Annotated in this window: 11 protein-coding genes; 1 reads left to right on the forward strand and 10 read right to left on the reverse strand. The window is 71.2% G+C overall.

Annotated elements, in window-relative coordinates; all coding sequences use genetic code 11:
- Nucleotides 1–69 precede the first annotated feature (69 nt).
- The 4 genes from groL to I2W78_RS14980 all read right to left on the reverse strand — a co-directional run bounded on the left by groL (nucleotide 70) and on the right by I2W78_RS14980 (nucleotide 4,098).
- Complete coding sequence (groL, locus tag I2W78_RS14965; RefSeq protein ID WP_196460287.1) at nucleotides 70–1,698, reverse strand: chaperonin GroEL; 1,629 nt, start codon at nucleotides 1,696–1,698, stop codon at nucleotides 70–72.
- 118 nt (nucleotides 1,699–1,816) lie between these two features.
- Nucleotides 1,817–2,125, reverse strand: a complete 309-nt coding sequence (gene groES / locus I2W78_RS14970; protein ID WP_132856129.1) for a co-chaperone GroES — start codon at nucleotides 2,123–2,125, stop codon at nucleotides 1,817–1,819.
- A 255-nt stretch (nucleotides 2,126–2,380) separates the two neighbouring features.
- Nucleotides 2,381–3,181: a polysaccharide deacetylase family protein gene (locus I2W78_RS14975; RefSeq protein ID WP_196460289.1), complete on the reverse strand. Its 801-nt coding sequence runs from the start codon at nucleotides 3,179–3,181 to the stop codon at nucleotides 2,381–2,383.
- A complete protein-coding gene (locus tag I2W78_RS14980; protein ID WP_196460291.1) occupies nucleotides 3,178–4,098 on the reverse strand; it encodes a polysaccharide deacetylase family protein in 921 nt (306 codons plus the stop codon). The genes I2W78_RS14975 and I2W78_RS14980 overlap by 4 nt, the downstream gene beginning before the upstream one ends.
- A 90-nt stretch (nucleotides 4,099–4,188) precedes the next feature.
- On the opposite strand from I2W78_RS14980, the gene I2W78_RS14985 reads away from it, so the two are divergent.
- Nucleotides 4,189–5,352 carry a THUMP-like domain-containing protein gene (locus I2W78_RS14985; protein ID WP_307783696.1) on the forward strand — a complete coding sequence of 388 codons (1,164 nt, stop codon included), beginning with the start codon at nucleotides 4,189–4,191 and terminating at the stop codon, nucleotides 5,350–5,352.
- A 3-nt stretch (nucleotides 5,353–5,355) separates the two neighbouring features.
- Here the strand turns inward: I2W78_RS14985 and I2W78_RS14990 are convergent, their stop codons facing one another.
- The 6 genes from I2W78_RS14990 to I2W78_RS15015 form a co-directional block, all read right to left on the reverse strand.
- Complete coding sequence (locus I2W78_RS14990; protein ID WP_196460295.1) at nucleotides 5,356–6,615, reverse strand: RNA polymerase sigma factor; 1,260 nt, start codon at nucleotides 6,613–6,615, stop codon at nucleotides 5,356–5,358.
- 55 nt (nucleotides 6,616–6,670) lie between these two features.
- On the reverse strand, nucleotides 6,671–7,027 hold the full coding sequence (locus I2W78_RS14995; RefSeq protein WP_196460297.1) for a YciI family protein: 357 nt from the start codon (nucleotides 7,025–7,027) through the stop codon (nucleotides 6,671–6,673).
- 145 nt (nucleotides 7,028–7,172) lie between these two features.
- Nucleotides 7,173–10,490, reverse strand: coding sequence for a WD40 repeat domain-containing protein (locus tag I2W78_RS15000; RefSeq protein ID WP_196460299.1), 3,318 nt, complete (start codon nucleotides 10,488–10,490; stop codon nucleotides 7,173–7,175).
- Nucleotides 10,491–10,559: 69 nt separating this feature from the next.
- Nucleotides 10,560–11,618: an LCP family protein gene (locus tag I2W78_RS15005; RefSeq protein WP_307783697.1), complete on the reverse strand. Its 1,059-nt coding sequence runs from the start codon at nucleotides 11,616–11,618 to the stop codon at nucleotides 10,560–10,562.
- A 73-nt stretch (nucleotides 11,619–11,691) separates the two neighbouring features.
- Nucleotides 11,692–13,053: an endo-1,4-beta-xylanase gene (locus I2W78_RS15010; protein WP_196460301.1), complete on the reverse strand. Its 1,362-nt coding sequence runs from the start codon at nucleotides 13,051–13,053 to the stop codon at nucleotides 11,692–11,694.
- A 107-nt stretch (nucleotides 13,054–13,160) separates the two neighbouring features.
- Entirely contained in the window at nucleotides 13,161–14,219 is a 1,059-nt protein-coding gene (locus I2W78_RS15015; RefSeq protein ID WP_196460303.1) for a LacI family DNA-binding transcriptional regulator, read from the reverse strand.
- Nucleotides 14,220–14,239: the final 20 nt, after the last annotated feature.

Below are 14,239 nucleotides of genomic sequence, written 5' to 3' on the forward strand. Positions count from 1 at the left end.
CGAAGGGGAAACGGGGAGGCCCGGCACCATCGGGTGCCGGGCCTCTCCTGCAGCTACAGCGGCTGGGTGTCAGTGCGCGTGGCCGTGACCGTGGCCGTGACCCGCCGGCTCCGGCTCCTCTTCCTTCTTCTCGACGACCAGGGTCTCGGTCGTCAGCAGCAGGGAGGCGATGGAGGCGGCGTTCTCCAGGGCGGAGCGGGTGACCTTGACCGGGTCGATGACGCCGGACTTGATCAGGTCGCCGTACTCGCCGGTGGCGGCGTTGTAGCCGCTGCCCTTCTCGAGCTCGGCCACCTTGGAGACGATGACGTAGCCCTCGAGGCCGGCGTTCTCGGCGATCCAGCGCAGCGGCTCGACGGCGGCCTTGCGGACGACGGCGACACCGGTGGCCTCGTCGCCCTCCTTGCCGAGGTTGTCCTCCAGGACCTTCACGGCGTGGACCAGCGCGGAGCCACCACCGGAGACGATGCCCTCCTCGACCGCGGCGCGGGTCGCGGAGATGGCGTCCTCCAGACGGTGCTTCTTCTCCTTCAGCTCCACCTCGGTGGCGGCGCCGACCTTGATCACGCACACGCCGCCGGCCAGCTTCGCGAGGCGCTCCTGGAGCTTCTCGCGGTCCCAGTCGGAGTCCGTGGCCTCGATCTCGGCCTTGATCTGCGCGACGCGGCCCTGCACGTCCTCGGACTTGCCGGCGCCGTCGACGATCGTGGTGTCGTCCTTGGTGACGGTGACGCGGCGGGCGGTGCCGAGGACGTCCAGACCGACCTGGTCGAGCTTGAGGCCGACCTCCTCGGAGATGACCGTGGCGCCGGTGAGGGTCGCCATGTCCTGGAGCATCGCCTTGCGGCGGTCGCCGAAGCCGGGGGCCTTCACCGCGGTGGCGTTGAAGGTGCCGCGGATCTTGTTCACGACGAGGGTGGAGAGGGCCTCGCCCTCGACGTCCTCGGCGATGATCAGCAGCGGCTTCGAGGCGTTGGACTGGATGATCTTCTCCAGCAGCGGCAGCATGTCCGCGATGGCGGAGATCTTGCCCTGGTGGATGAGGATGTACGGGTCGTCGAGGACGGCCTCCATACGCTCCTGGTCCGTCACGAAGTACGGCGACAGGTAGCCCTTGTCGAAGGCCATGCCCTCGGTGAAGTCCAGCTCCAGACCGAAGGTGTTGGACTCCTCGACGGTGATGACACCGTCCTTGCCGACCTTGTCCATCGCCTCGGCGATCAGCTCGCCGACCTGCTGGTCCTGGGCGGACAGCGCGGCGACGGCGGCGATGTCGGACTTCTCGTCGATCGGCCGGGCCGAGGCCAGCAGGTCCTCGGAGACGGCGGCGACGGCGGCGTCGATGCCCTTCTTCAGGGCGGCCGGGGAGGCGCCGGCGGCGACGTTCTTCAGGCCCTCGCGGACCAGCGCCTGGGCCAGCACGGTCGCGGTGGTCGTACCGTCACCCGCGATGTCGTTGGTCTTGGTCGCCACCTCCTTGACCAGCTGGGCGCCGAGGTTCTCGTACGGGTCCTCGACCTCGACCTCGCGGGCGATGGTGACGCCGTCGTTGGTGATGGTGGGGGCGCCGAACTTCTTGTCGATCACGACGTTGCGGCCCTTGGGGCCGATCGTCACCTTGACCGTGTCGGCGAGCTTGTTGACGCCGCGCTCGAGGGCGCGACGGGCGTCCTCGTCGAACTTCAGGATCTTCGCCATGGCAGCGGGAGCCCTCTCGGAAAGTCTGCGGTAAAGAAACTGCGCCCCGGGCGCCCGGCTTCGTTATCGGTCGCGGGGGCCAGGGGCGCAGCTCAGAACGGTGTGTTGCGTGAGGTGATTACTTCTCGATGATCGCGAGGACGTCGCGAGCCGAGAGGACGAGGTACTCCTCGTTGTTGTACTTCACCTCGGTGCCGCCGTACTTGCTGTAGAGAACGACGTCGCCGACGCTGACGTCGAGCGGAAGGCGGTTGCCGTCCTCGAAGCGGCCCGGGCCCACGGCCAGGACGACGCCCTCCTGGGGCTTCTCCTTGGCAGTGTCCGGGATGACCAGGCCAGAGGCCGTGGTCTGCTCGGCGTCCAGCGGCTGGACCACGATGCGGTCCTCGAGCGGCTTGATGGCAACCTTGGAGCTGGCGGTCGTCACGATCCGACCTCCCCCTTCGGAGATCTCACGGGGTTAACTGTCTGAGGTGGCGACCAGGTCGATCCGTCGTCGCGGGTGCCGGACCTGCCCGTCGCTTGTTTGGCACTCTCCAGGGGGGAGTGCCAGAGCCGAGACTATGACTGGGATTAGCACTCGGTCAAGCGGAGTGCCAATTGCCTGCGGCGCGTCGGCGTACGGTGCGTGCTTGTGTACGTTTCCGCAGCCGCCCGGCGTTGCTGCGGGCGGGCGAGGAGCTCAGACGTAGTCCTCCAGGCGGCCCACCGTCAGGCCCGCCTCCTGGACCCGGCGCAGGAGTCGGGTCGTGCGTTCGCGGAGCGTCGGGGTCGTGGTCTCGGTCGAGGGGACCGAGACGATGTCGCCGGGGCGCAGGCGCGCGGGGCCCTTCGTGAAGGTGAGGTCGTCCGCGTTCATCGTGGCGCGCCAGAGCACGATCGCCGCGATGCCGCAGTCCCCTGCCGCCCGGCGGGTCGTCGTGTCGTACGTGCCGTAGGGCGGCCGGAACAGATGCGGGCGGACGCCGAAGCGGGCGTGGAGTTTGCGCTGCTGCCCACAGATCTCGGCGCGCTGGCCGGCGTACGGCAGTCCGCGCAGGGCGGCGTGGTCGAGGGTGTGGTTCTGGACGCTCGCGCCGACCGAGCGAAGCCGCGCGAAGTGGCCGTAGCCGGGCCCTGCGACGCTGTCGGTGAGGAACATGCTGACCGGGAGCCGCAGCTCGCGGACCATGTCGACGAAGCGCGGGTCCTTCTCGGCGCCGTCGTCGTAGGTGAGGAAGACGACCTTGTGAGCGGTCGGTACGTGGTCCAGGACCGGCGGGAGCCCGTCCGCCGGTTGCCTGGGGTGGCGCAGGGGCGAGGGGCGTGGGGAGAGCGGCGAGGCCAGGCCCCAGCGCCGGTGGGGCGGGGGCTGGGAGGCGGCCGAGCCGGGTGCCGCCCCCGCCTCGACGGCGGCCCGTTCGGGCGGGGCGTCGGGCAGGGCGCAGCCGGCTAGCAGGACCAGGAACACCCCGGCCGCGGCCGTCCGCCCACGCCGAGTCACAGGTAGTCCTCCAGGCGGCCCACCGCGTAGCCCTTCGCCGTGATCTTGTCGAGGAAGGCGCGGATCATGTCGGGCATCCCGCCGTCCCAGTCGTCCTTGCCCCGGAAGTGGCTGAGGACGATGTCGCCGGGGTGGATGTCGCGGTCCCACTCGCGGTAGTCCCAGTGGTCGACGAAGACCTCCTCGTTCCACAGCGGGACGTAGTCGATGCCGCAGTCCTTGGCGGCCAGCAGGGTGTCGGAGTTGTAGTTGCCGAAGGGCGGGCGGAACAGCAGGGGGCGTGCGCCGTAGCGCTTCTCGATGACGTCCTGCATGCCGCAGATCTCGTACTTCTGGTCGGCGTAGGAGAGGTCGGGCAGGTAGGGGTGGTGGAGGGTGTGGTTGTTCAGAACCACTCCCCTGGACTGCATGTGGCTGAAGTAGCGGTAGTCGTCCTTGATCAGGTAGTCGCTGAGGAACGCGGTGTACGGGATCCGCAGCTCGGTCATCATCCGCAGGAACGCCGGGTCCTTCTCGGCGCCGTCGTCGATGGTGAGGAAGACGACCTTCTGCTTGGTCGGGATCGTGGTGAAGACCGGCGGGAGGCCCTGCTCCTCGTGTTCGTCCACCTCGAAGCCGGCGCGGGTGGTGATCGTCGGCTTCTTCGCGGGCGGGGGCGGCGGCCGCAGCGGGGTCTGCTTCAGGCCCCAGCGTTGTGCGGCGGCGGCCAGAGCGGCGTGGTCGGCGCGGAGTTTGCCGGCGTAGCCGTCCAGTGCGCGGGCCGGGGGTGCCTTGAGGGGCGGGGGCGGTTCGTCGTCGCCCCGTGCGCATCCCGAGGCGATGGCGGCGGCGGTCAGTACGGCGATTCCGACTCTGATCGTCGTCTTCCCGCTCCGCCCTCGCGTCCTATTTTTGTCATTTTGTACTACTACTCGCATGGAGCCGGATCCTCCCAGGCCCCACCCCCGAACCCGCGCCGACACCGCCGCCGGAGGCACACCATCCACCGACTGGCCGACAATGACCCGGTGAACGACCTCGCCCCTCTCCTCACCCCCGAAGGCCGGGCCCTCCTCGACGAGGTACGCGGCACCGACCCCGCCCAGGAACTCGCCGTCGCCACCCGGCTGCGCCGCGACCACCCGGCCGAACTGGTGTCGGCGGCGCTCGGCCAGGCGCGGCTGCGGCAGCGGGCGGTGGCCAAGTTCGGGGCGGCGGACGCGGAGCGGATGTACTTCACGCCCAACGGGGTCGAACAGTCGACGCGGGCGAGCGTGGCGGCGTACCGCGCGCGGCGGTTCGGCGAGCTGGGCGTGACGTCCGTGGCCGACCTGTGCTGCGGGATCGGCGGTGACGCCATCGCCCTCGCGCGCGCCGGGATCCGCGTCCTCGCCGTGGACCGCGACCCGCTGACGGCGGCCGCCGCGCGGGCGAACGCCGAGGCGCTGGGGCTGGACGACCTGATCGAGGTGCGGGAGGCCGACGTCACGGAGGTGGACGTGTGGGCGTACGACGCGGTCTTCGTGGACCCGGCGCGCCGGGGCGGCCGGGGCCGGATCTTCGACCCGGAGGCCTACTCGCCCCCGCTCTCCTGGGCCGTCCAGGTGGCTACGACCGCCCGGCACGCCGCCCTCAAGGTCGCGCCCGGCATCCCGCACGAGGCCGTGCCCGACGCCGCCGAGGCGGAGTGGATCTCGGACGGCGGGGATGTGAAGGAGGCGGTGCTCTGGTTCGGCACCGAGCCCGGCCTGGTGCGCGCCACCCTCCTCCCGGGCCCCCGCACCCTGCGCTCCCGCGGCCTGCCGAATCCGGCGGTACGCCCCGTCGGGCGCTTCCTCTACGAGCCGGACGGCGCCGTCATCCGCGCCCACCTGGTCGCCGAGGTGGCCGCCGAGCTGGACGGCGGTCTGATCGACGAGACGATCGCGTACGTCACCTCCGACGAGCTCCGCCCCACCGCGTACGCCACCGCCTACGAGATCACCGACCGACTCCCCTTCAGCGTCAAGAAGTTGAAGGCCCTGCTGCGGGAGCGGGAGGTGGGGATCCTGACCGTGAAGAAGCGAGGGTCGGCGGTGGAACCTGAGGAGTTGCGCAAGAAGGTGAAGCCACAGGGGCCGAACTCCACGACGGTGTTCCTGACACGGGTGGCGGGGGCGCCGACGATGCTGATCGGACACCCGGCGGGCTGACCGTCAGCCGCACTCCCGCGCCCGTTCCTCCAGCATCTCCCGCTCCCGTTCGTTGCGGGCCAGCGCCGCCGCCCGCTCGAACTCCGCGCGCGCCTCCGCCGTACGGCCGAGGCGGGTCAGCAGGTCGCCGCGGACGCTCGGCAGCAGGTGGTAGTCGCGCAGGGCGGGTACGGCGGACAGGGCGTCGACGATGTCCAGTGCCGGGGCCGGGCCTTCGGCCATGGAGACGGCCACCGCGCGGTTGAGTTCGACGACCGGGGACGGGGCGCGGGCGGCGAGCAGGCCGTACAGGGTGGCGATGCGCCGCCAGTCGGTCTCCTCGTAGGTGTACGCGTGGGCGTGGCAGGCGGCGATGGCGGCCTGGAGGGCGTACGGGCCCGGGACGCCGGTGGCCGTGGCGTCGGCGCGGGTCAGGGACGTGATGCCGCGGGCGATGAGGAGACGGTTCCAGCGGCTGCGGTCCTGGTCCTTGAGCAGGACGGGCTCGCCGTGCGGGCCGGTGCGGGCGGCCGTGCGGGACGCCTGGAACTCCAGGAGCGCGGTCAGGCCGTGCACCTCGGGTTCCTTGGGCATCAGGGCGGACAGGACGCGCGCCAGGCGCAGGGCGTCCTCGCAGAGGCCCGGGCGGAGCAGATCGTCGCCGGCCGTGGCGGCGTAACCCTCGTTGAAGATCAGGTAGATGACGTCCAGTACGGAGCCCAGGCGGGCCTCGCGGTCGGGGCCGTACGGCACCTCGAAGGCGACGTTCCGCGCGGCCAGCGTGCGCTTGGCGCGGACGATGCGCTGGGCGACCGTCGGCTCCGGGACCAGGAACGCGCGGGCGATCTCGGCCGTGGTCAGGCCGCCGAGCAGGCGCAGGGTGAGGGCGATGCGGGCCTCGGGGGACAGCACCGGGTGGCAGGCCGTGAAGACCAGCCTCAGCAGGTCGTCGTCGATGTCGTCGGGGTCGGTGGGCTGCTCCGGCGGGGCCACGTCCGACAGGTCCCGGCCGATCTCCTGGAGCTTGCGGGCGTAGTTCTCCCGGCGCCGGACCAGGTCGACGGCGCGGTGCCGGGCGGTGGTCATGAGCCAGGCGCCCGGGTTGTCGGGCACGCCGTCGCGCGGCCACTGCTCCAGGGCGGCCACCAGCGCGTCCTGCGCGAGTTCCTCGGCGATGCCGACGTCCCGGACGATCCGGGTGACGGCGGCGATGATCCGGGGCGACTCGATACGGAAGACGGTTTCGACGGTGCCGCGCGGGTCGGCGGTGGGCTGTGCTTCCACAGCCCACCATCGAACACCCCGCGTGGCCGTGAGCCAAGCAAGGCCGAGGCGGGGCTCAGCCCTCGGCGACCTCGCGCACCTCACAGGTCACCGTCCAGTGCGGCTCGTGCACCTTCAGGAACCGCTTGGTCCACTCGACCGCCTCGGCCTTGTCCTTGGCCTGGATCAGGGCGTATCCGCCGACGACCTCCTTGGTCTCGGTGAACGGCCCGTCGGTGACGGAGATCCGCCCGCCTTCGTAGTGCACGCGAGTGCCCTGCTCGGTCGGGGTCAGCCCGGCGGTGTCGAGCAGCACGCCGGCCTTGGTCATCTCCTCGATCAGCTCACCCATCCGCTGCATCAGCTCGGCGCTGGGGCCTTCGGCGGGGGCGTTCTTCTCGTCGATCCGCACGAGTGAGAGGTAGCGGGGCATGGTGTCTCCCTGAGTCATCGGTTGTGGTGCTCTCATCCATGCGTCGAACGGGGGACGTGTGGATCGACACTCGTGCCGGATTTCTTTCTTCCGGGCTTCAGGGCTTCAGGGCTTCAGGGCTTCAGGGCTTCAGGGCTTCAGGGCTTCAGGGCTTCAGGCGGCTGGTGTCCCACAGGCGGACCGTGCCGTCGTTGCTGCCCGTTGCCAGCCAGTCGCCGTTCGCGTCGAACGTCATGCAGGTGACTTCGGACATGTGTCCGTGGAGGGTGGGTACAGGGGCCCACGCCGGCACCGTCCTCAGCTCGATGGTGCCGTCGGGCACCATCGAGCTTTCATCGTCCGTCGCCCGGCCGAAGGCCAGCACCGGTGCCGTTGGATGGAAGGCGGCGCTGGTCATGGCGGGGAGCGTCCCGGCGGGTTCCCAGGTGCTGTCCAGGAGCTGCCACAGCTGGCTCCCCTCGTCACCCCTCACCAGCAGGAAGTCGCCGCGCGGACTGGCGGTCATGGAGTACGTGCCACCGTCTCCGACGACCTTCGTGTTGGGGTTGAGACTCTGTCCTGAGTCCAGCTCCGGCATGGTGTGCATCCGGACGCGCGCCGCCTCGTGAAGGACGGCCAGACCACCCTTGGGGAGGAAGCAGACCGCGCCGACCGAGACCGAGGTCAAGAAGTGCTTGGTCTCGTGGAACTGGCCGTCGGCGTCAACCTGCCGTCGAAAGACTCCGAAGTCACCGTCCGGCACACCAATCAGGTAGTCGCCGTCCGGCGCGAACGCGAGGGAGGCGACCGGCTCGCTCAGCGGCCCGGAATAGACACGTTCCGGCTGCCGTTCCCGCACATCCCATACCTGCAGCCGCCCCCCGCGCTGCAGCGCGAGGATGCCACCGTCCGGGTGGAAGGCCATCGCGTAAGCGGCCACGTCCCCGTCGTACCCTTCGGGTTCCTTGTACGGAGGAGGTGCCCCGGCCACCCGGTGTTGTCGCCCGTAACGGCTGCCCGACCAGATCCTCCCGTAGTAGTCCCCCCAGAACACCTCACCGGTCCCCGGCCGGAACGCCAGCGTGGTAACCCAGGTCCCCGCAGGCGTCCAGAACGTCACCTCGCTCTCGTCCCGATGGTTCGCGATCACCGCCCCCGTCCCGCTCAGCGCCGCCGCCACCCCCGCCGCCAGCACCACCCGCCGCCGTACGACCGCCGACTCCCACCGGCCCGCCGAAGGCCCGGGTTCGTCGTAGGTCGGCCGGCCGGCGAGGGCCTCCTGGAGGCGGATGTGGCGGAACTGGTAGGCCCCGCCCGACTGCCTCAGGATCTCCCGGCGGCGGGCGTCCGCGAGGAACTCCATCAGCCGCCAGGGCAGCCTGCCGCGGGCGGCGAGCCACAGCCGGGTCAGGACGAAGCGGGGCCAGGCCCGGGACAGCAGCACGAGGAGGGCGAAGAGCGTCGCTGGTAGCAGGTACGGCACGCCGAAGCCGAAGTGCTCCATGCCGTACCCCCGGCTCGACTCCCGCCATGCCTGCTCGGCGTAGTCCCCGGTCTCACCGTCCCCCGGCCAACCCGGCCAGTCGTTGACCAGCCGGAACAGCAGGCCACCGCCCAGCAGCCCCAGTTGCAGCCCGAGCAGCCCGGTCGCGCCGAAGACCGCACCGGCGACCAGCGCCCCGCACAACGCCGAACGCCGGTCCTGCGCGAGGGAGTTCGCGGGATTGACCTGAGTCGCGCGGGACGGCGGGGCGTTGAGCCAGCTGTGCGCGGCGAGGGAGAGGCCCATGACGGTCCCGATGGCGACGCAGACGGCGAGCAGGGTGGCGACCGCTTCGGCGCCCTGCAGCGTCCCCGGTCCCAGGGTGGAGTCCAGGACGAGGATCAGGGTGACGGACCCGGCCACCGGGACGACGAAGGCCACGCACAGCACGACGCCGCTGCGGAAGCCCCGCCGCAGCCGCGCCGCCGACCCCTGCGGCGACCACACCAGCCGCCCGGGCAGCGGATCGCCCACCATGTACCAGACGATGGAACCGATCAGCGCGAAGCCCGCTCCGATCGCCAGCGTCAGGGCCACCACCGGGCTGAACGCCTTGGCCCCGTGGATTTCCTCGGTCACCGCCACCCACACCGACGCCCCGAAGGCGACCACCAACCCCAGCAGCAACGCGGCCACCGACCCCACCCACCTCGGCAGCAACCGCCCGCTCATCGACCACCAGGCCAGATCACGCTCCCGGTGATCGTGCAGATACCCGGCCAGGAACGTCAGCCAGCGCCGCGCCTGCTCGGGCCGCCACCGCTGCCGCACCCCCGCCTCCTCGGGCGACCGCGGATCCGGTGTATACGCCGCGTCGACCACTTCGTGGGTGAGGTGGTCCTCGACGGCGTACCGGCAGTCGAAGCGGTCCCGGTCGAGGAGTTCCCGCGGATCCGCGCCGCCGCGCTGGTACACCAGGCGGGCCGTGGTCACCATCATCGGCGTGGAGAGGGCCTCCGCCGGCGGGCCGTCCGGCTCGGCGCTCAGGCGGGCGAAGACCTCGTCCCACACCACGCCTTCCGGCCACTCCGTGTCCCGCAGATACGCCACGACGTCCGCGGGCGGTACCGGCAGCACCTCCACGACGGGCGCCTGGCGCAGTCGTGGCGCGCCGCCGCGGATCAGCTCCTCGTACTCCACGGACCGGCAGGTGACCACGACGGGCCGTTCGCCGCCGACGGCGTGGTTGATGCCGCGGATCGCGCCGCGCCGGGCCGACTCGGGGATCTCGTCGAGGCCGTCCAGTACGGGGAGCAGCAGTCCGTGGGCCAGCAGGGTGCGCGGGATCTCCGGGCGGCCGCTGTAGTGCGGGACGGCGAGGGAGTTCACGATCCAGTCGTCGAGGCGCTCGCGCAGGGGGTCCCAGGAGGAGACCGGGAGCAGGACGGGGACCGGCGTGCCCGGCGCACGGGCGTCGAGCAGCCCCAGGGTCAGCAGCAACGCCAGCACGGTCTTGCCCGCTCCGGGCTCGCCGATGACGACCAGCCTGCCCTGCGCCAACTGATCGTACCCTTCGGCCAGTTGGGAGGTGACCTGCTCGAAGCGCCCGGTGAGGCGGCCGTCGAGGCGGTGGCGCACCACCCTGACCCCGCCGACGCGCGGCTCGTCGGCGACCCCCCGGGCCGTCGCCGCCCAGGCCAGCGGCAGGACCCGGGGGTCGCGCAGCCGCCGCGCCTCCGCCTCCTCCAGCCACTGCCCCTTCAGCGTGCGCGCGAGGTCGTCGGCGTACTCGGCCGGGTCGGGTGAGGTGGGTGCCGGCCGGAAGAAGTCCGCGAGGGCGAGGAGCAGTGACGCGATGCCCACGAACAGACTGGCCACCGTGGCGATTGCATTGGCGTCCTCGCCCGCCAGCATGGATGTGGCCAGGCCGGTCGCCCCCACCCCGACGGCGGCGAAGAGGCCGTCGCGGACAAGGCGCCGGCGCGTACGCGCCCGTCTCAACGGCCCCCGAAGCACAGATCCATTATGGCGGAGCGAAACTCTCCGTGTCCGCCCGATTACACATTCACGTCAGCGCAGCGACTCCCACAGCTGCTCCGCCTCCGGCTCCTGGGCCACCACCCGGTTCCGGTCCCAGGCCGACGTCACCACCGGCATCGTCACCGTCTCCATGGCGTCCGGCGACAGGCCCCGCAGGCTCTGCCCGAGCTCGACCAGCTCCGTCAGCGAGTCGAGGCCGGTGTCGGTCGTCAGGCTCCCGGTGACCGCGTCCGCGACCCCGTAAAGGCGGGTCGGGTCCGACAGCAGGCCGGCCGACGCGATCTGCTCCAGCAGCGCCTTCACCAGCTGGTGCTGGAGTCCTATGCGCCCCAAGTCGCTGCCGTCGCCGATGCCGTGCCGGGTGCGGGCGAGGCCCAGGGCCTGTTCGCCGTCGAGGTGATGGGTGCCGGCGGGCAGGGTCAGGTGGCTGTCCTCGTCGTCGATGTCCTCCTCGGTGGTGACGGTGACCCCGCCGAGCGCGTCCACCAGCTTGGCGAAACCGGCGAAGTCGATCTCGATGTAGTGATCCATCCGGACGTTCGTCATCGACTCGACGGTCTTCACCGCGCACACCGGACCGCCCACCGAGTAGGCGCTGTTGAACATGACGTTGGAGGCCTCGGCCGACTCACCCCCCGACTCCAGCGGGCAGGACGGGCGGGTGACCAGGGTGTCGCGCGGGATGCTGACGACGGTGCCCTCGGTGCGCCCGGCGTCGAGGTGCACGACCATCGCCGTGTCGGACCGGGCGCCGGAGCTGTCGCCGCCCCCGAGGGCCTGGTTCTCGGCGCCGCTGCGCGAGTCCGAGCCCAGCACCAGGATGTTCAGCGCCTCTCCGGGCGGCGTCGAGGCGGACGCGGCGGCGGAGGGCGTCGGCTTCGCCGGGCGGTCGTCGCCGAGGGCGCTGTTGATGTCGACGCTTTGGATGTTGTCGTTCAGCTGCCAGTAGACCCAGCCCGCCCCGGCGCCGCCGAGCGCCAGGACGGCGGCGAGGGCGAGACCGGCGGACTTCCACCCGCCCGACCGCCGGCCTCCCCCTCTTCGGCCCTCGTCCCCGTCCCCGTCGTGCTCCGTTATGTGTCCCGTCACGGACAGGAACGTACGTCCGAATTGTTGCGGGCGGGGACGCGAACCCCGCTTTCTTGGGAAAATCTAAGACTTCTCAACCCAGCGTCACCGTCGGTACCGGATTGCTGCCGCTCCAGGAGCCGTTGAAGCCGAAGGTCACCGAACCTCCGCTCGGGACCGCCCCGTTGTAGGACGCGTTGGAGCAGTTGACGGTTGTACCGGTCTGCGCGCAGTTCGCGTTCCAGGCCTGGGTGATCCGCTGGCCCGCGCCGTACGTCCAGCTCACCTTCCAGGACGAGAGCGAGGCGCCCGCGCAGGAGACCTTCACCTCGCCGGTGAAACCGGTGCTCCACTGGTTCACTACGCGATAGGCCGCCGTACAGCCGTCCGTGGGGTCACCACCGCCGCCCCCACCGGTGCCGCCCAGCGACTGCGCGATCGCGTAGTACGCCGGTTTCGGCGCGAAGTTCTCGTCGTACGGTGTCGCCGCCCCGTACCCCTCGAAGAAGTCCGGGATCCAGGAGTCGGAGTCGGTGAAGCCCCATACGGTGACGCCGGTGCAGCGCGTGACCGCCAGGCAGGCGTTCATCGTGGCCTGGTAGTCGGCGGCCTGCTGGGCGAGCTTGGCGTCGGTGGCCGGAACCTGCATCCGGATGTCCAGCTCGGTGATGGCCACGTCGACCCCCAGGTCGGCGAAACGCTGGATGTTCTGCTGGAGCGTCGACGGGACCTGGCCGAGGATGAAGTGGGCCTGCAGACCGACGCCGTCGATCGGGATCCCGCGTTCCTTCAGGGACTTGACCAGGTTGTAGAGAGCGGTGCTCTTCGCGTTGACGCCCTCGACGTTGTAGTCGTTGATGTACAGCTTGGCGGCCGGGTCGGCGGCCCGGGCCCAGGTCAGGGCCTGGGCGATGTAGTCCTGGCCGAGGTGGTTGTAGAAGAAGCTCTGACAGTAGGTGCCGTCCTCGTTGAAGGGCTCGTTGACCACGTCCCAGGCGTCGACGCGGCCCCGGTAGCGGCCGACCTCGGTGGTGATGTGGTCCTGGACGAGGGCGCTGAACTGGGCCGGTGTCCAGGATCCGCCCGTCAGCCAGCTCGGGTTCTGGCTGTGCCAGACCAGGGTGTGGCCGCGTACCTGCTGACCGTGGGCCTCGGCGAAGTCGACGATCCGGTCGGCCTCGGCCCAGTTGTACGTGCCCCGGCTCGGCTCGACCGACTCCCACTTCATGGCGTTGCCGGGCGTGAGGGAGTTGAACTCCCGGCCCGCGATGTCGGCGTAGGTACCGGTGAGCTTGCCGCCGGTGACCGCCGTGCCGATGATCTTGCTCTTGGCGGCGGCGAGGTCGCGCAGGGGCGGGTCGGCGGCGTGCGCGGCTGGGGCGGCTGGGGCGGCGACCAGTAAGGCGCCGAGGGCGACGACACCGGTGAACAGCGACGCCCAGCGCGTGGATCTCATGTGCGGGATCATGTGCGGGATCATGTGCGGGTGCCTCCGAAAGTTTCGGTGGTGCATCCGATTGACTTCGGAGGAGTGTTGAGGCGCCGGCCCCACCCGTCAATACGTCAGCTTTCGGCCACCCCCGGCGCCGCCGTACTGCTGCGCACCACCAGGCTCGTCGCCAGCTCCACCCGCGTCGCGGCGGCGGCCCCGTCCCCGCGCCCCAGCTCCAGCACCAGCCGGGCCGCGGCCTCGGCCATCTCCGTCAGCGGCTGCCGTACGGTCGTCAGCGGCGGCCCCACCCAGCGCGCCACCGGCAGATCGTCGAACCCCACCACGCTCACGTCCTGAGGCACCCGCAGCCCCAGCTCACGCGCCGCCTCGTACAGCCCGAGCGCCTGGAGGTCGTTGCCGGCGAAGACGGCGGTCGGCCGGTCCGGGCGGCGCAGCAGCTGAAGGCCGAGCCGGTAGCCGGCGTCGTGATGGAAGTCGCCGGTCACGATGAGCGAGGGGTCGACCGGCAGCCCGGCGGTCTCCAGCGCCGCCCGGTAGCCGTCCACCCTGGCCCGGCTGCACAGCATCCGCGACGGCCCGGTGATCGCGCCGACGCGGGTGTGGCCCAGGTCGACCAGATGCCGGGTGGCGGCAAGGCCCCCCTGCCAGTTGGTGGCGCCGATCGAGGGCACGTCGGTGCCCGGGTCGCCGGCCGGGTCCATCACCACGAACGGTATGGAACGGCTGGTCAGCAGTGCCCGCTGGGACTCGTCGAGCTCGCTCAGCACCAGGATCACACCGTGCGGACGGCGGGCGGCGACCTGGTCGGCCCAGGTCCGCCCGGGCGTCAGCCGCCCCGCGCTCTCGGAGAGCACGACGCTCAGCCCGGCCTCCCGTGCCACGTTCTCCACGCCCCGGATGACCTCCAGCGCCCAGGCGCTCTCCAGCTCGTGGAAGACCAGGTCGATCAGCGGTGAGCGGGTCGCCTCGGCCCGGCGCCGCCGGTAGCCGTGGGTGCGCAGCAGCTCCTCGACGCGGTTGCGGGTGGCCGGGGCGACATCGGCCCGGCCGTTGAGCACCTTCGAAACAGTCGGCGCGGAGACCCCGGCCTCGCGGGCGATCTCGGCGAGGGTCGCGGTCTGCGCGGACCGCCGCGCCGTCTGCGTTTCAGCGGATTCCGGGGCTGTCATGGCAGCGATCGTATCTCTGC

The sequence above is a fragment of the Streptomyces spinoverrucosus genome (genome assembly GCF_015712165.1).
Classification (GTDB): Bacteria; Actinomycetota; Actinomycetes; order Streptomycetales; family Streptomycetaceae; genus Streptomyces; species Streptomyces spinoverrucosus_A.

What these genes read in the sequence shown, in the direction of transcription:
- groL (WP_196460287.1), bottom strand. Translation starts at nt 1,698, where the DNA reads ATGGCGAAGATCCTGAAGTTCGACGAGGACGCCCGTCGCGCCCTCGAG.
- I2W78_RS14980 (WP_196460291.1), bottom strand. Translation starts at nt 4,098, where the DNA reads ATGCGAGTAGTAGTACAAAATGACAAAAATAGGACGCGAGGGCGGAGC.
- I2W78_RS14995 (WP_196460297.1), bottom strand. Translation starts at nt 7,027, where the DNA reads ATGCCCCGCTACCTCTCACTCGTGCGGATCGACGAGAAGAACGCCCCC.
- I2W78_RS15010 (WP_196460301.1), bottom strand. Translation starts at nt 13,053, where the DNA reads ATGAGATCCACGCGCTGGGCGTCGCTGTTCACCGGTGTCGTCGCCCTC.
- I2W78_RS15015 (WP_196460303.1), bottom strand. Translation starts at nt 14,219, where the DNA reads ATGACAGCCCCGGAATCCGCTGAAACGCAGACGGCGCGGCGGTCCGCG.